The 16,512-nt window shown below is 69.5% G+C and carries 13 protein-coding genes and 1 pseudogene; 11 read left to right on the top strand and 3 right to left on the bottom strand.

The window, feature by feature from the left end; genetic code table 11:
- Positions 1-87: 87 nt before the first annotated feature.
- The 5 genes and pseudogenes from ACOFKS_RS05480 (at position 88) to ACOFKS_RS05500 (ending at position 5,126) form a co-directional block, all read left to right on the top strand.
- Positions 88-1,716, top strand: coding sequence for a M20/M25/M40 family metallo-hydrolase (locus tag ACOFKS_RS05480; protein ID WP_419808235.1), 1,629 nt, complete (start codon positions 88-90; stop codon positions 1,714-1,716).
- 36 nt (positions 1,717-1,752) lie between these two features.
- Positions 1,753-2,499, top strand: coding sequence for a 23S rRNA (guanosine(2251)-2'-O)-methyltransferase RlmB (gene rlmB, locus ACOFKS_RS05485; RefSeq protein WP_419808236.1), 747 nt, complete (start codon positions 1,753-1,755; stop codon positions 2,497-2,499).
- A gap of 7 nt (positions 2,500-2,506) precedes the next feature.
- On the top strand, positions 2,507-3,871 hold the full coding sequence (locus tag ACOFKS_RS05490; RefSeq protein ID WP_419808237.1) for an alpha/beta fold hydrolase: 1,365 nt from the start codon (positions 2,507-2,509) through the stop codon (positions 3,869-3,871).
- A gap of 978 nt (positions 3,872-4,849) precedes the next feature.
- Positions 4,850-4,951: pseudogene (locus ACOFKS_RS05495) on the top strand (PEPxxWA-CTERM sorting domain-containing protein); the annotation flags it as partial.
- Between the two features lie 10 nt (positions 4,952-4,961).
- Positions 4,962-5,126 (top strand): hypothetical protein, encoded by a 165-nt coding sequence (locus ACOFKS_RS05500; RefSeq protein ID WP_419808238.1) that lies wholly within the window; start codon positions 4,962-4,964, stop codon positions 5,124-5,126.
- A 185-nt stretch (positions 5,127-5,311) separates the two neighbouring features.
- Here ACOFKS_RS05500 and ACOFKS_RS05505 read toward each other — a convergent pair whose 3' ends face one another.
- Both ACOFKS_RS05505 and ACOFKS_RS05510 read right to left on the bottom strand, forming a co-directional pair.
- Positions 5,312-5,812 (bottom strand): DUF1993 domain-containing protein, encoded by a 501-nt coding sequence (locus ACOFKS_RS05505; protein ID WP_419808239.1) that lies wholly within the window; start codon positions 5,810-5,812, stop codon positions 5,312-5,314.
- A gap of 50 nt (positions 5,813-5,862) precedes the next feature.
- The gene (locus tag ACOFKS_RS05510; protein WP_419808240.1) at positions 5,863-6,180 is read right to left on the bottom strand and encodes a 2Fe-2S iron-sulfur cluster-binding protein; all 318 of its coding nucleotides are present in this window, start codon (positions 6,178-6,180) and stop codon (positions 5,863-5,865) included.
- A gap of 84 nt (positions 6,181-6,264) precedes the next feature.
- On the opposite strand from ACOFKS_RS05510, the gene ACOFKS_RS05515 reads away from it, so the two are divergent.
- A complete protein-coding gene (locus ACOFKS_RS05515; protein WP_419808714.1) occupies positions 6,265-6,855 on the top strand; it encodes a DNA-3-methyladenine glycosylase family protein in 591 nt (196 codons plus the stop codon).
- Between the two features lie 40 nt (positions 6,856-6,895).
- Positions 6,896-8,188 carry an Nramp family divalent metal transporter gene (locus tag ACOFKS_RS05520; protein ID WP_419808241.1) on the top strand — a complete coding sequence of 431 codons (1,293 nt, stop codon included), beginning with the start codon at positions 6,896-6,898 and terminating at the stop codon, positions 8,186-8,188.
- A gap of 103 nt (positions 8,189-8,291) precedes the next feature.
- On the opposite strand, the gene ACOFKS_RS05525 is transcribed toward ACOFKS_RS05520, so the two are convergent.
- A complete protein-coding gene (locus ACOFKS_RS05525) occupies positions 8,292-9,839 on the bottom strand; it encodes an acyl-CoA synthetase (protein WP_419808242.1) in 1,548 nt (515 codons plus the stop codon).
- 64 nt (positions 9,840-9,903) lie between these two features.
- On the opposite strand from ACOFKS_RS05525, the gene ACOFKS_RS05530 reads away from it, so the two are divergent.
- The 4 genes from ACOFKS_RS05530 to ACOFKS_RS05545 all read left to right on the top strand — a co-directional run bounded on the left by ACOFKS_RS05530 (position 9,904) and on the right by ACOFKS_RS05545 (position 16,373).
- On the top strand, positions 9,904-10,464 hold the full coding sequence (locus ACOFKS_RS05530) for a TetR/AcrR family transcriptional regulator (protein WP_419808243.1): 561 nt from the start codon (positions 9,904-9,906) through the stop codon (positions 10,462-10,464).
- A complete protein-coding gene (locus tag ACOFKS_RS05535) occupies positions 10,461-11,423 on the top strand; it encodes an NADPH:quinone oxidoreductase family protein (protein ID WP_419808244.1) in 963 nt (320 codons plus the stop codon). Before ACOFKS_RS05530 ends, ACOFKS_RS05535 begins: the two co-directional genes overlap by 4 nt.
- 12 nt (positions 11,424-11,435) lie before the next feature.
- Positions 11,436-13,055: a choline dehydrogenase gene (locus ACOFKS_RS05540; RefSeq protein ID WP_419808245.1), complete on the top strand. Its 1,620-nt coding sequence runs from the start codon at positions 11,436-11,438 to the stop codon at positions 13,053-13,055.
- Positions 13,056-13,289: 234 nt separating this feature from the next.
- Entirely contained in the window at positions 13,290-16,373 is a 3,084-nt protein-coding gene (locus ACOFKS_RS05545; RefSeq protein WP_419808246.1) for a TonB-dependent receptor domain-containing protein, read from the top strand.
- Positions 16,374-16,512 lie beyond the last annotated feature (139 nt).

Below are 16,512 nucleotides of genomic sequence, written 5' to 3' on the forward strand. Positions count from 1 at the left end.
CGTGGCGGTTCCGGCGTGTCAACGAAGGAGGTTGCCCGCTCGCCCGCGCCCGCATAGCAAGCGCGGCATACCGACAAAGGAATTCCGATGCGTCGCCTGCTGCTCGCCGCCACCGCCGTCATGGCCCTCGCCACCGTGGCGGAAGCACAGGGAGGCCGCGCGCAGAACGGAAGCGCGCAGGACCGGGGCGCGCTCAACCGTATCATCGACGAGGGCGCGAACCACAGCCAGGTGATGGTCACCGCGCAGTACATGGCCGACGTGATCGGCCCGCGCCTCACCAATTCGCCGCAGATGCGGACGGCGGAGGCATGGACGCAGGCGAAGTTCCGCGAATGGGGGCTGACCAACGTCCACAAGGAGGCGTTCGCCTTCGGACGCGGCTGGTCGATCGAACGCTCGTCGGTGCGGATGGTCAGCCCGCGCCCGATCCAGCTCACCGCCATCCCGATCGCCTGGACACCAAGCACCAACGGCACGATCAGCGCGCCCGTGATCGTCGCGCCGATGACGCGCGAGCGCGACTTCGCGAAGTGGCGCGGACAGCTGGCGGGCAAGATCGTGATGGTCACGCTGCCCGGCACCGGCGACGAGCCTGCCAAACCTGCCTTCCGTCGCCTGTCGGGCGAGGAGCTGGCGGCGCTCGACCAGTATCAGCAGCCGCGCAACGACCCCGCCGCCGCCGACCGTCGGCTGGCGCGGCTCGACTTCGCCAAGAAGCTGGACGCCTTCCTCAAGGCGGAGGGCGCGGTCGCCTATGCCAGCATGTCGGGCCGCGACGGCAAGCTGGTGTCGGGCGAGGGCTATCTGTTCGGCGCGGGCGACACCCCGGCGCTGCCCGGCGTCCAGATCGCGGCGGAGGACTATCGCCGCCTTGCGCGGCTGGCGAAGGTCGGCCCTGCCCCGACGCTGGAGATCGCCAGCGACGTCCGCTTCCACGACGCGGACCAGAACGCCTACAACGTCTTCGCCGAAATCCGCGGCAGCGATCCGTCCGCGGGCTACGTCATGGCTGGCGCGCATCTGGACAGCTGGGTCGCGGGCGACGGCGCCGCCGACAACGGTGCCGGCTCGGCGATGATCATGGAGGCCGCGCGCATCCTGGCGGCCACCGGCCAGCGCCCGCGCCGCACCATCCGCTTCGCGCTGTGGGCGGGCGAGGAACAGGGGCTGCTCGGATCGCTCGCGTTCGTCGAGAGCCACCTCGCCACGCGCGGCGGCGACGCGAGCGCCACGGGGATGAAGCGCTTCTACGGCTGGGCGAACCGCTGGCCGATCACGCTCAAGCCCGAGCATGCGCAGCTCGCCGCCTATTTCAACATCGACAACGGTTCCGGCAAGCTGCGTGGCCTGTACGCGGAGAACAACCCGGCGGTGGTGCCGATCTTCCGCGACTGGCTGGCCCCGCTGGCCTCGATGGGCGCGACGGCGGTGGTGATCCGCCCGACCGGCGGCACCGACCACGTCTTCATGCAGGCGATCGGCGTCCCCGGCTTCCAGTTCGTCCAGGACCCGCTGGATTACGACAGCCGCATCCATCACAGCTCGATCGACACCTTCGATCACCTCAAGGCGGACGACATGCGCCAGGGCTCGATCGTGCTCGCGAGCGTGCTGCTCCAGGCCGCCAACGCCGCGCAGGCGCTGCCGCGCCCGCCGGTGCCGACCAAGCCGGTGGTGACCGACCCCTATGCGTATGCCAACGATGACGATTGAGGCGGCGGACACGATGACCGTACGGGACCTATGCCGATGAAGCGCCGCGGCCATCGCCCGTCGCTGGGCACCAAGGACCGCCCCCGCTTCTGGGGCCGTCACGCCGTCACCGCCGCGCTCGCCAATCCGGAGCGGACGGTGCGCAAGCTGTGGGGCACACGCGAGGCGCTGGTCGGGCTGGACCTGCCGAGCACGCTGCCCGTCACCTTCGCCGACGCCGCCGATCTCGGCCGCCTCGTCCCCGCCGACGCGCCGCATCAGGGCATAGTCGCGGAGGTCGAGCCGCTGGAGGAGATCTGGCTCGGCGACCTGATCGAACAGGGCCGCGACGATGCGCGCCCGCTGATCGTGCTCGACCAGGTCACCGACCCGCACAATGTCGGCGCGATCCTGCGCTCCGCCGCCGCGTTCGACGCGCTCGGCATCGTCACGCAGGACCGCCACGCGCCGCCGGAGTCGGGCACCGTGGCCCGCGCCGCGTCGGGGGCGCTGGAGAGCGTGCCCTGGGTCCGCGTCGTCAACCTCGCCCGCGCGCTGGAGGAGATCGCCGAGGCCGGCTTCTGGCGCGTCGGCCTGACCGGCGAAGCGCCGCGGACGCTGGCGGAGACGATCGGCCGGCAGCGGATCGCGCTGGTGCTCGGCGCCGAGGGCGAGGGCATGCGTCAGAATACCGAGGCGCATTGCGACGAGTTGGCGAAGCTGCCGATCTCCGATCGTATCGAGAGCCTCAACGTCTCCAACGCCGCCGCCATCGCGCTCTACGCGCTCGCTGCCCGCCCGTGATCGCGGCGTGGGCGTGATCGCCCCGCCGGTCGCGCTCGCCCATGCGGGCGTCGACCGGCTGACCCTCCTCGCCCACGCCTATGCGCTCACCCCGCGGCAGGCGACGTTGACGCGGGGACTGACGACCACCGGGTCGCTACGCAGCGCGGTGCGGGCGACCGGGCTGTCGTATCACGCTGCGCGCAACGCGCTGGCGGAGCTGAAGGCGAAGTTCGGCATCGCCGGCACGCCGATGCTGATCGGGCACCTCTGCGCGGTGCTGGCCGGACCGGACCCGGCGCACCGTCCGCACCATGACCTGTTCGACCTGACCGAGCGCCAGTATCGCATCGCCGCCGCGCTGGGCGTCGCCAAGGACCGGGCGGAGATCGCCCGCGGGTTGGGCATTTCGCCGGCGGTGATCGACGCCGAGCTGAAGCAGATCTACCTCGTGCTCGGCGTCAACGAGGCGGGTGAGGTGGTCCGGCTGGTGTCGGCGGCGACCGGCGACGAAGAGGTCGACGTCGCGCATGCGCTGCCCGACGCGCGGCTGGACCTGCCCGAAGGGCGTACGGTCAGCTATTCCGACTACGGGCCGCCCGGTGGTCGCCCGGTGCTCATCCTCCACAGCACGATCTGCGCCCGCGCGCCGCCGACCCGGCTGGTGGAGGCGTTGCAGGCGCGCGGCTTTCGCCCGCTCGCGATCGACCGGCCCGGTTTCGACCGCACCAGTCCGGCCGAAGCGGGGTCCGGCTACGTCCAGGCGGCGTCGGATGCGCTGGCGGTCGCGTCGGCGCTGGGAATCGTGCGGCTGGACGTGATCGCGCGCGGCTCGGGCCATGCCGCCGTGGTGCTCGCGCTGGCGCAGCCGGCGCTGGTCGGCCGCATGGTGCTGGTCAATCCGACTCCCCACATTGCCTGCACCCAGGTCGACAACGGGCCGCTCGGCGCGGTCAAGCGCCGCTTTTCGCGCCAGCCGCAGATGGTGGAGGCGATGATCCGCGCACTCGCCGGATTCGCCACCCCCACGCGGATGCGCGACGGCATGATCCGCTCCTTTCGCCACAGCCCGCCCGACCGCGCGCTGATCGAACGCGACCCGCGCTGCGTCGCCGATTACCTGCGCGCCACCCGCGGTTTCGCACGCGGCCGGATCGCGGGCTATGTCGCGGAGCAGGTCGCCTGGGCGTCGGGCTTCGATGTCGGTGCGATGCCCGGTAGAAGCGACTGGCGCATCGTCCAGGGCCGCCATTACCTCCTCCATGAGCCCGACGCCGCGATCGAGTATTGGCGCGAACGCCTGCCCGACACGCCGGTGCGCTGGGTCGAGGATGCGGGGCAGCTGCTCGCCTATTCCCATGCCGGGACGGTGGTCGACGCGCTGATCGACTGACCACCATACAATCCGGGATGGTCGCCCGGCAGCTCCCCACGGATAGCGGCACCGGGATCGCGTCGCGACGGATGCGCGGCAAGCGGGGGAACGACATTGAAACGGACATTGACCGGCCTGGCGCTCGCTACCGCCTTTACCGCCACGACGGCCGCAGCGCAGTCCACCAGCGAGAGCGATCACGGCTCCGCGATCTATCAGAGCAAGCGCAACTGCCCGGCCGTCGCCACCACGGTATGCGACGGCCGCACCGCCGATCAGCGCACCGTGCAATCGGCGGAGACGGGCGGCAGCGGCCAGTCGGCGACCAGCATCTTCACCGCCACCGGCACCGGCGTCGGCTCGTCATCCTACGCCGCCGTCCGCTTCGGCGACTTCGGCTTTCCGGAGATCAAGGCGAGCGTCACTTCGGTCGGCAACGTCCGCCTCGGCAACAACATCTATGCCTATCAGAGCTATACCTACACCGGCGCCGACGAGTTCGACCTGCTGCTCGCCGCCAATTTCCACATCGTCGACTCGTCGACCGATAACAGCACCGGCAACTATCCCGGCGGCACGAGCGCGAGCGCGGGCTTCGCGATCTGGGATGCCGACGACTTCTATTCCTACAGCAGCCCGGACTACGCGGGCGACGACGGGTTCGCCGCGCCGGTCGGCCTGTGGGGCCAGCAATATCTGTTCGGCGCCGCCGCCTGCGGCAGTTTCGGCGGCGATCCCGCGCCGCGTGCGACCAGCAGCAACGGCCATGCCCTGTCGGGCGGCAGCGCGAACATCGCCATCGGCCAGACCAACTGCGGCGAGGAAACGCTGACGCTTTATCGCGGCGACCGGTTCGTCATCGCCAGCTACGCGCAGCTGATCGCCAACCGCGATGCGTTCGCCGACGCCACCGGCACCTTCCGCATCGGACTGGACCCGGCCGGCGGCGCCGCCAACATCGCCGCGTTTCGCGATGGCGTGGTGCTGGGCGCGCCGGGGGTGCCGGAGCCGGCGACCTGGGCACTGATGATCGTCGGTTTCGGGCTGGTCGGATCGGCCGCGCGACGGCGACCGCGCAACGTCGCCGCGCTGACCTGAGCGCAGGGACGTGCGGACGGCGATCATGCTGTCGCTCGGCACGGCGGGCGCCGTCGCGGCGATGATCGCAGGGTCTTCAGGTCCGGTCGTCTGGGGGGTGGCGATCGTCGGTTTCGGTCTGATCGGCGGCGTCCTGCGCCGGGCGCGAGTGGGGGAACCTCGCACCGGCGCCTGAGCGCCGCCGGCCGGGCCGGGAGGGAGGGCCGTCGGTTCCGCACCGGCGGCCTTCTCCGTCACGATCATGCTCGAAACGGCCGATGGTCGTTGGGTCGTTTCCCGATCCCGTCATCGCCCGCGCCGGTCACCGCACGGGGTGATCTTCCGCGAGGACGTACCGAGAGGATCGCGAAGTTCCGCGGGTCAGAGCCCGCCGCCGAACAGGTCGACCTTGCCGATCGGCACGCCCTTGGCGCGCATGATCGCATAGGCGATCGACAGGTGGAAATAGACGTTGGTGGTCGCGAACCCCGTCAGCCACCGGGCGGCGGGCAAGGTCGGCGCCGTGCCGTTGCCGAGCGGGATGGTCAGCGGCTCCTCTTCGCGCCCGTCGAATTGCTCCGAGGTCAGCGCGGCGAGATAGGCGCGCGACTCCGCGATCGCGGTCCGGAATCCGGCGAGATCGAGCGTGTCGTCGATCTCGACCGGCGGCTCCAGCCCGGCGACCCGCGCGGGCCAGGTCCGGGTGAAGTTGGCGATCACACGCAGCTGGTATCGCAGCGGCGCCATGTCCTCGATCAGCCGCCAGTCGAGCATCGCCTCCGCCTCGCCGCCGGCATGCGCCGCGCCCCGGTCGAGCAGATGCGCGGCGGTGGCGAGTTGCCGGTCGTACATGCCGATGAAAGTGAACAGATCGACGCTCATGCCATGATTCTCCCCCGCAGCCCCTGCGCCGTCCGGCAGGGGCACGCTCCTCAATCCTCGGCTGCGATCGTGACCTTCAACCCGTCCAGCTCCGGCCCGAACAGGATTTGGCACGACAGCCGCGACGTCGCGTCGCGGTCGCTGGTCGAATCGAGCAGGTCGTTCTCGTCCTCGCTCATCGGCTTCAGCCGCGCGTAATCGTCGGGATCGACATGGACGTGGCAGGTCGCACAGCTGCAACAACCGCCGCACAGCGCCAGCAGTTCGTCGATTCCGGCGTCGCGGATGTTTTCCATCACCGACAGGCCGCTCTCGCCGTCCAGTTCGCGTTCTTCCCCCTCGCGCGTGGCGACGATAAGCTTGGGCATGACATTCTCCGCAAATACCGCGTCCGCCCATGCCGCGCGCCCATCGGCCGATCAAGCGTGAACGCCGATCAGATCAGGGCCGGGATGGATGCGCTCGCCGCGATCGAGCCGGCGTTCGCGACGGCGCTGGTGCGCGTCGGCTATCCCGGACCCCGGCTGCGCGAGCGCGGCTTCGCGACCTTGCTCCGCACCATCCTCGGCCAGCAGGTCAGCGTCGCGTCGGCCGATGCCGTGTGGCGCCGGCTTGATGCGGAGCTTGGCGACGCCAGCGATCCGGTGCGCGTCGCCGCCGCCACCGACGAACAACTCCGCGCCGCCGGCCTGTCGCGGCAGAAGGCCGGCTACGCGCGCAGCCTCGCCGACGAGGTGACCAGCGGCCGCCTGCCGCTCGCCGAGTTGCCGGAGGACGACGAGGAAGCGATCGCCGCACTGGTCCGGGTCAAGGGCATCGGCCGCTGGTCGGCGGAGGTCTATCTGCTGTTCGCGGAGGGCCGTTCCGACATCTGGCCCGCGGGCGACCTGGCGGTGCAGATCGAGGTCGGCCGCCTGCTCGGCCACGACACCCGCCCGACCGAGCAGCACGTCCGCGACCTGGCGGAGGCCTGGCGCCCGCATCGCGGCGCAGCGGCGATCTTCGCGTGGCACCATTACAACAGCGACATGAGCGTGATCTGAGTTGCTTGTGAGCGACACAGCAATCGGCCAAGGCGCCGACATGCCACCCGCCACGCCCATGGGCCGTTCGCTGTCCGACAGCTACCGCACCGTCGCCGTCCCCGCCGGCCGGCGCGGCTTGGGCAAGTTGCAAGCCTATATCGGGCCCGGTTTCCTGGTTGCGGTCGGCTATATGGACCCAGGCAACTGGGCGACCGACATCGCCGGCGGCTCGGCATTCGGCTACACGCTGCTGTCGGTCGTATTGCTGTCGAACCTGATGGCGATCGTGTTGCAGGCGCTGTCGGTTCGTCTCGGCGTCGGCGCCGGACTCGACCTCGCTCAGGCGTGCCGCGCCAGCTACTCGCGTCCGGTGACGCTCGGCCTGTGGGTGCTGGCGGAGGTCGCGATCATCGCCTGCGACCTGGCGGAGGTGCTGGGCACCGCCATCGCGCTGAAGCTGCTGTTCGGGCTGCCGCTCGCGTGGGGCGTGGTCATCACCGCGCTCGACGTGTTCCTGATCCTGGCGCTGCAACGCTTCGGCTTCCGCACGCTGGAGGCGGTCATCATCGGGTTGCTGGCGATCATCGGTGCCTGCTTCGTGTTCGAGCTGGTCCATGCCCAGCCGTCGTTGAACGCGGTGCTCGGTGGCCTCGTCCCCTCGCCGGAGATCGTCACCGATCCGGCCAAGCTCTACCTCGCGATCGGCATCCTCGGCGCGACGGTGATGCCGCACAACCTCTACCTCCATTCCTCGATCGTCCAGACCCGCGCCTTCGACGACAAGCGCGAGGCGATCCGCTGGGCGACGGTGGACTCGACGGTGGCGCTCGGCCTCGCCTTCTTCATCAATGCCGCGATCCTGATCCTCGCGGCGGCGACCTTCCACCTCGGCGGGCGCACCGACGTGGCGGAGATCGACGAAGCGTATCGCCTGCTCTCGCCCATGCTCGGCGTCGGCGCCGCGAGCATCGTGTTCGCGGTCGCCTTGCTGGCGTCGGGCCAGAACTCGACGGTGACCGGAACGCTCGCCGGTCAGATCGTGATGGAGGGCTTCCTCGATCTCAAGCTGCCGGTCTGGCTGCGACGGATGATAACCCGTCTGCTCGCGATCGTGCCGGCGGTGATCGTGGTCGGCGCGTCGGGCGACGCGGGCGCGACGCGACTGCTGGTGCTCAGCCAGGTGGTGCTGAGCCTGCAACTGCCGTTCGCCGTCATTCCGTTGGTCGCGTTCACGGGCAGCCGCCGCGTGATGGGCGACTATGTCGCGCCGGTCTGGCTCCGCTTGCTGGCCTGGCTGATCGCGGCAGTGATCGTCGGGCTCAACCTGACGCTGCTGTGGGGGATGGTGTAGCGCAGGCGGGGAGAGCGCACGCTGCGCGCCACCCGGCCAAGCTCGGCCGGCGGGCGACACCGTCGCCCGACCGACGACGCGGCTTTGCCGCGACGCCTCCCGCTCAGCGGAGCCGGTCGGGTGCTTGCGCCGCCCAATATTCGTCGCGAAGCAGTCGCTTGTAGAGCTTGCCCGTCTCGTGACGCGGCAGCGCCTCGCGAAAGTCGATCCGGCGCGGCACCTTGACGTGGCTCAGATGCTCGCGCGCAAAGGCGCCGAGCCGTTCGGCCAGCGCGGGCCCCGCCTCGGCCATGTCGCGCGGCTGGACGATCGCGACGACCTCTTCCCCCATCTCGTCATGCGGCGCGCCGATCACCGCCACATCGATCACGTCGGGATGCGTCACGAGCAGGTTCTCGATCTCGGCCGGATAGATGTTCACCCCGCCCGAGATGATCGTGAAGCTCTTGCGATCGGTGAGATAGAGATACCCCTCCTCGTCCACCCAGCCGACATCGCCCAACGTCGTCCACCCCTGCCCGTTCGCGGCCGCCGCCGTCTTGTCCGGATCGTTATGGTACTGGAACGCGCCGCCGCCCGCGAAATAAACGGTGCCCTCCGTCCGCGCCAACACCTCCTTGCCCTCGTCGTCGCAGATCCTGGTCTGCGCGGTCAGGTTGCGCCCGACCGAACCGGGATGCGCCAGCCACTCGGCGGACGAGATCGCGCAGAACCCGTTGCCTTCGGTCCCTGCGTAATACTCCCCGACGATCGGTCCCCACCAGTCGATCATCGCCCGCTTGACCGGTTGCGGACACGGCGCCGCCGCGTGCCACACATTCCGCAACGACGAGACGTCGTATCGCGCGCGCGCCGTCTCGGGCAGCTTGAGCAAACGCACGAAATGCGTCGGCACCCACTGCGCGTGCGTAACCCGATACCGCTCGATCACGGCGAGCGCCGCCTCGGGATCGAAGCGCTCCATCACCACGACCGTGCCGCCGAGCTGCTGCACCGCCATCGACCAGCGCAACGGCGCGGCGTGATAGAGCGGCGCCGGCGACAGATAGACCATGTCGGGCGTGAACCCGTACAGTGCCTTGCCCAACGTCACGAGCGTGGACACGTTCTCGCCGAACGCCTCCTCGGGCAGCGGGTGGCGAACGCCCTTGGGGACGCCGGTGGTGCCCGACGAATACAACATGATCTGCCCCGGCGACGGGTCCGCGATCGGCCCGGCCGGCTGCGCGTCCCGCCCGGCCTCGTAGCCGTCGAACCCGGCGACGACACCATCGACCATCAGCGCGGCTACGTCGGGGACCAGCGGCCGCAGCGCCGCCGCGACCTCACGCACGCCGTAGCTCGCGATCAGCAGGCGGCAGTCGCCATCGCGGACGATATACTCGGCCTCGCGCGCGGTGAGCTTCGACGAGATGCAGGTGCAATAGACGCCGGTCCGCTCCGCCGCCCACATCACCTCAAGATAGCGCGCCGAATTGTCCATCAGCACCGCGATCCCGTCGCCGCGCCCCAGCCCCAGCGACCGGATCAGCCGCGCGCCCCGGTCGGCGCGGTCGTTCAGCTCGGCATAGGTGACCGTCTCGCCCGATCCCGCCATGATATAGGCGGGCTTGTCCGGCATGGTCGCGGCGTGCCCGACGGGGTGCAGCATGGCCTCTCCTCGGGCGCCTTTACCTTGGCACCTCTTCTCCGTAACATTCGTTATGGCCGTCGGAGTGTCAAGCATCGCCAACATCGCGCGGGCACCGGACCTGACGCCGCTCGTCTGGCTGGAGGCGGGGCAAACGCTGTTGCGGCGCGGCGGCCTGCGCGCGCTCAAGCTGCGCCCGCTCGCCGACGAACTGGGCGTCTCGACCGGCAGCTTCTATCACCATTTCACAGACTTCGACGCCTATCAGGGCCGGCTCGCCGACTATTGGGCGGCGGGGCAGGTCCACGAGCTGCTCGACGCGATCGCGCGGGCGGAGCCGGACCCGGTCGGACGCATCCGGCGACTGGCGCAGGTGGTGCGGCGGCGCGGACTGTCGCGACTGTCGATCGCGATGCGCGCCTGGGCCGACAGCGACCCGCGCGCCGCCCGTGCCGTCGAGCGCCACGATGCGGTGATGCTCGGCTTCCTGACCGACTGCCTGATCGAAGCGGGCGTCGAGCAGGCCGAGGCGGCGGTGCGCGGCTATGCGCTGATGACGCTGGGACTCGCCAAGGTCCATGCCCCGCATCTGTCGCCGCCGGTGCTGATGGAGGCGCTGATCGGCATCCTGTGCGTGCCGCGATGAGGGCGCTCGTCGTACGATCGCTGAGCGACGACCTGTCGGGCACCGGCGTCGCGGACGTGCCGATGCCGGTGCGGCGACCCGGCGAGCTGCTGGTCCGGGTGCGCGCGGCGTCGCTCAACTATCCCGACCTGCTGATGACGCGCGGCGCCTACCAGCTGAAGCCGCCTCTGCCCTTCACGCTCGGTATGGAAATGGCCGGCGAGGTGATCGAGGGCGACGGCGAGTTCGTGCCGGGCGACCGGGTGGTGGCGGGCACGCGGATCGGCAGCTTCGCCGAATATGTGACGGTCGGGACGACCGCCGCGCGGCGCGTGCCGGAGGGCCTTACCTTCGGCGAGGCGGCGGCGGTGGGTGCGGCCTACCTCACCGCCTACGTCGCGCTGGTGACGTTGGGGGGTATGCGAGAGGACGACTGGGTGCTGGTGCATGGCGCCAGCGGCGGCGTCGGGCTGGCGGCGGTGGACCTGGCCGGAACGCTCGGCGCACGAGTGATCGCCACGTCGCGCTCCCCGGCGAAACTCGCCGCGATCGCTGCCGCTTATCCGGTCGAGGCGACGTTGCCCGCGCCCGGTTTCCGCGAGGCGGTCAAGGCGCTGACCGGCGGCGGCGCGAGGCTGATCTACGATCCGGTCGGCGGCGACGTCTTCGACGAGTCCACCCGCTGCATCGCCTTCGGCGGGCGGTTGCTGGTGGTCGGCTTCACCTCCGGCCGCATCGCGACGATCCCGGCCAACATCCCGCTCATCAAGGGCTTTTCGGTCGTCGGCGTCCGCGCGGGCGAGTTCGGGCGTCGGGACCCCGCCGCCGGCCGCGCCGCCGCCGATGCGGTGTGGCAACTCGCCGCCGAGCGCCGCATCCGACCGCATGTCCACGCCACCTACCCGCTCTCCGACTGGCGCGGCGCGTTCGACGCGATGGCGGCGGCGACGCACATCGGCAAACTCGTCATCGTACCCTGAAGGACCGCGCGCGTGGACGCTTACGACTATATCATCATCGGCGCCGGGTCGGCCGGCTGCTGTCTCGCCGCACGGCTGACCGAGGACGCCGACACGCGCGTGCTGCTGCTGGAAGCGGGCGGCCGCAACGACAACGTGCTGGTGCGGATGCCGGCGGGCGTCGGCCAGTTGATCAAGGAAAAGAACGCGCACAATTGGGGCTTCTGGACCGAGCCCGAGCCGAACCTGGACGACCGCAAGCTGTGGTGGCCACGCGGCAAGGGACTGGGCGGGTCGTCGGCGATCAACGGCATGGTCTACATGCGCGGCCATCCGCTCGACTATGACGAGTGGCGGCAAATGGGACTGACGGGCTGGGGCTGGGACGACGTCCTGCCCTATTTCAAGCGGCTGGAGCGACACCACGCCGGCGGCGATCTGCACGGCGGTGAGGGCCCGCTCCACATCTCGAAGGGTGAGAGCGCCAGCCCGTTCTACGGCGCGCTGACCGAGGCCGGACGGCAGGCGGGCTATCCGGTGACCGACGATTTCAACGGCGCGGACTTCGAGGGCTTCGGCCCCTACGATCTCACCGTCTCGAACGGACGCCGCTGGAGCGCGGCGGAAGCATATCTGCGGCCGGTGCTCGGCAGGCAGAACCTCCAGATCGTCACCGACGCGCGCACCACGCGGATCCGGGTGGAGGACGGCCGTGCCACGGGCGTGGACTATGTCGTCGGCAAACGCCGCACGCCCCGGTCGGCGAACGCGGCGGGCGAGGTGCTATTGTGCGCGGGTGCGGTGCAGAGCCCGCAGATCCTGCAACTGTCCGGCATCGGCGATCCCGAACGGCTGCGCGCCGCCGGTGTCGCGGTCGTCCACCCGTTGCCCGGTGTCGGCGAGAATTTGCAGGACCATCTCGATGTCATCATGAACTGGCGCAGCCAGGGGCTGGAGAGCGCATTCTCCGTGACCCGCGGGCTGAAGCAGCTCGGCGTCGGCCTGCGCTACATGCTGCGCGGCACCGGGCCGGGGCGGCAACAGTTCCTCGAATCGGGCGCGTTCATTCCCTCGCGCCCCGGCCTGTCGCGGCCCGACATCCAGATTCACGGTGTGCTCGCGATCATGCGCGATCACGGCAAGGCGCAGGTGACGGAGGACGGCTTCTCGCTCCACCTCTGCCAGCTGCGCCCGGAGAGCCGCGGCCGCATCGGACTGCATTCGGACGATCCCTTCGCCGACCCGAAGATCGAGGCGAACTATCTCGCCACGCCTGAGGACCGGCGCGTGATGCGTGAAGCGGTGAGGATCGGCCGCCGTGTGGTCGCGCAGGCGGCGTTAACCCTCTATCGCGGGGCGGAACTCGCACCCGGCGATTCGGTCGACAGCGACGAAGAGGTCGACGCCTGGGTGCGCGCGACCGCCGAAACCATCTATCACCCGGTCGGCACCTGCCGGATGGGCGCGAAGGACGATGCGCGGGCGGTGGTCGATGGCGACCTGCGGGTGCGCGGACTGGCGGGGCTGCGCGTCATCGATGCCTCGGTGATGCCGAACCTGGTCAGCTCCAACACCAACGCACCGACGATCATGATCGCGGAAAAGGCGGCGGATCTGATTCGCGAGAGCAGGCGGACGCGCGAGGCGGCGTAATAGGTCCTGGCTATCGCTGCGGGATCCGCCATCGGATCGGCCAAGCACCGAACGGCACGTCCGACGGCTCGGTCCGGCGGCACCGACTGCGCCTTTGTTGCAACAGCGTGTGACAAAACGCCCGCGACCGGTCTTTACAGTTTTGTTGCGTCGCGACATCAGCGCGCCACGAGCACCGGGGGGGCCCTGTGCAGATACGATGACCGGCAGACGCCGGCACAGGAGATTCATACCATGTCGTCCATCCGCCTCAGCACCCTGCTGTCCACCGCGCCGCTCGCGATCGCGCTGGCTGGCGTCAGCCCGGCGTTCGCGCAGACCGCCGCCACGCCGCAGACGCCCGCCGCGCAGGACATCCAGGTCCAGGAAGAGACGGCGAGCGCCCAGGGCCAGAGCGATCAGGGCGCGGACGGCGACGTCGTCGTCACCGGCTCGCTGCTGCGCCGCACCTCGACCGAAACGCCTTCGCCCGTCACCGTGCTGACGTCGGAGAACCTGTCGCGCGCGGGCATCACCACCGCCGCCGACGCGATCCGCTCGATCTCCGCCGACAGCGCCGGCTCGATCGGCACCGGCTTCCAGACCGGCTTCTCCGCCGGCGGCTCGGCCGTGTCGCTGCGTGGCCTCGGCGTGTCGTCGACGCTGGTGCTGGTCGACGGGCTGCGCTCGACCAATTTCCCGATCAACGACGACGGCCACAATGCCTATGTCGACCTAAACTCGATCCCGTTCAGCCTGATCGACCGCATCGAGGTGCTGAAGGACGGTGCGTCCTCCACCTACGGTGCCGACGCGATCGGCGGCGTGGTCAACCTCATCCTCAAGAAGACGTTCGTCGGCGTCGCGGGTCAGGTCGAGGGCGGGATCGCCGAGCGCGGCGACGCCTCGCGTTATCGCGCCAACCTGACCGCCGGTATCGGCGATTACGAGGCGAACGGCTGGAACGTCTATATCAACGGCGAATATCAGCGCGACGGCCGCGTTTCGAACAACAGCCGCGGATTCCCGTACAACACGCAGGACCTGCGCGCGATCGGCGGCAACGACAACAACACCGCCGACAGCGGCCTGACCGTCAACACCCCAACCGCCTATGTCGTCCGCACCACGCAGACCGACCTCAACAACCCGCTGACCGGCGGTACAGCGCCGATCGCGGATGGCACTTATGTCGATGCGACCGGCAAGACACAGCCGTACAGCAACTATTCGACCCTGGGCCTGTCGAACTGTGCGCGTCCGACCTACACGGTAACCACCGGCGGCGCGCGCGGCGTCGGTTGCCCGTATGACCTGACCGACCTGTACCGCCAGATCCAGCCGCTGCAGGAACGTTACTCGTTTAACGGACGTGTCAGCGTCCGGATCAACGACGAGATCGAAGCGTATGCGACCGGCAGCTTCAGCCGCAGCTACGTCTCGATCACCAGCGCCTTCCCCTCCGGGGTGCGCCAGACGCAGCCGTTCGGCGGCTCGCCGCTGGTCGCATCGAGCAATCCGGGCATCGTCCTGCCGGTCTATGTCTGCGCCGCCGGCATCAACTGTGCGACCGCGGCGGATCGCCAGCTCAATCCGAACAATCCCTATGCCGCTGCCAACGCGCTGACGCCCAATCAGGGCGCCGCGCGCATCTATTACCTGTTCGGCGACATCGCTGGCGGCAGCGAGCGGACCAATGACGTCTATCGCGGCACGGCGGGCCTGACCGGCCGCTTCGGCGACAAGGTGAACTGGCGGGTCGAGGGCGTGTATGCGCGCGACAATCTGGAGATCACGCAGCACGGCCTGCTCAACATCGTCGCGCTGCGCCAGGTCATCAACACCGGCGCCTACAACTTCGTCAATCCGGCCGCGAACACGCAGGCGGTGCGCGACTTCCTGGCGCCCGACAAGACCACGCCGTCGCACTCGGAACTGTACTCGATCGACGCCTCGATCGCGGCCGAGCTGGCCCAACTCGCCGGCGGCCCGCTGCAGCTCGCGGTCGGCGGTCAGGCACGGCGTGAGAAGCTGGAGAACAACAACCAGAACGCCGCACTCGACACCTATGCGCTGACGACCTCGTCGGCGTTCGGCGCACACACCGTCGTGGCCGGCTATGCGGAGCTCGACGCGCCGCTGTTGACCTCGCTCGACCTCAACCTGTCGGGCCGGTACGACCACTACTCCGAAGGCTATGGCCGCTTCTCGCCTAAGATCGGCGTCAAGTTCACGCCGATCCGCCAGTTCGCGATCCGCGGCACCTATTCGCAGGGCTTCCGCGCGCCGACCTTTGCGGAAGCGGGTCCGCGCAGCCAGTATGCGGGCTTCGTTACGATCACTCCGCCGGCCGGCTTCGTCACACAGCATGGCGGCGCGGCCGCGGGCAACCCGTACAACTTCCAGTATTCGGTCGGCCGCGGCTTCGCGGGCAATCCGAACCTGGAGCCGGAGCGCTCGCGTTCGTTCACGCTGGGCGGCATCTTCCAGCCGGTGCGCTGGTTCAGCGCGACGGTCGACTATTACAACGTCAAGAAGACCAACCTGATCGCCAACGGTCCGCTGGCGGGTGCCGCGATCAACGCCTACTACTCGGTGGCGGGCAACGCCTATCCGTCGGCGGCGGCCGCGTCGGCGGCAGGTTGTGCCGCCGTCGCGGCAGTCGGCGCGGGTTATTCGTGCAACCTGATCGACGGCGTCGATCCGTTGTTCCCCAACGCCCTGCCGCGCGTGCTCATCGTCAACGCGCCGTTCGTCAACGTGAACTCGGACACGACGGAGGGGCTCGACTTCTCCGCCACGCTCAACGCGCCGATCTTCGGCGGCGCGAAGTTCACCAGCCGCGTCGAAGCGACCTACATCATCCGGTACGACCGCGACACGGCGAACGGCGTTCAGCGCTTCGCCGGCTCATTCGGACCCTATGACCTTTCATCGGGCAACGGCACGCCGCGCGTCCGCGGCAACTGGCAGAACACGCTCGACTTCGGCTCCTACGCGATCAGCGCGACGACCTATTATGTCGGGCGGATCAAGGAGGTCGCGACCGACCAGGGCAACCTGTCGACCGCGTGCACCGCGAACCTGTACAAGGTCGCGGCGTCGGCGCCGGGCTACAATGCCTTCTGCTACGTCAACAGCTTCATCAACGTCGACCTGAACCAGACCTTCCGTGTCAACGACAAGTTCTCGTTCACGTTCAACGTCCTGAACCTGCTCGACGCACGGGCGCCGGTCGCCCCGGCTGCCTATGCCAGCGCACCGAACTTCCTGACGACCTGGCACTATGCCGGGCTGATCGGGCGTCAGTTCCGCGCGGGCGCCGCGTTCCGCTTCTGAGCCACCGGAGAGGGTGAGACGAAGGCGGCGGTCCCCCACAAGGGGCCGCCGTTTTCGTTTTCGGATGCTGCGGCCTTGCAAAGCGCCGCGGGCAAAACCCGCGTCGTGACGTCGGACGGATCGGCTCTGCCGCCCGCCG

The sequence above is a fragment of the Sphingomonas sp. genome (assembly GCF_965200135.1).
GTDB lineage: Bacteria > Pseudomonadota > Alphaproteobacteria > Sphingomonadales > Sphingomonadaceae > Sphingomonas.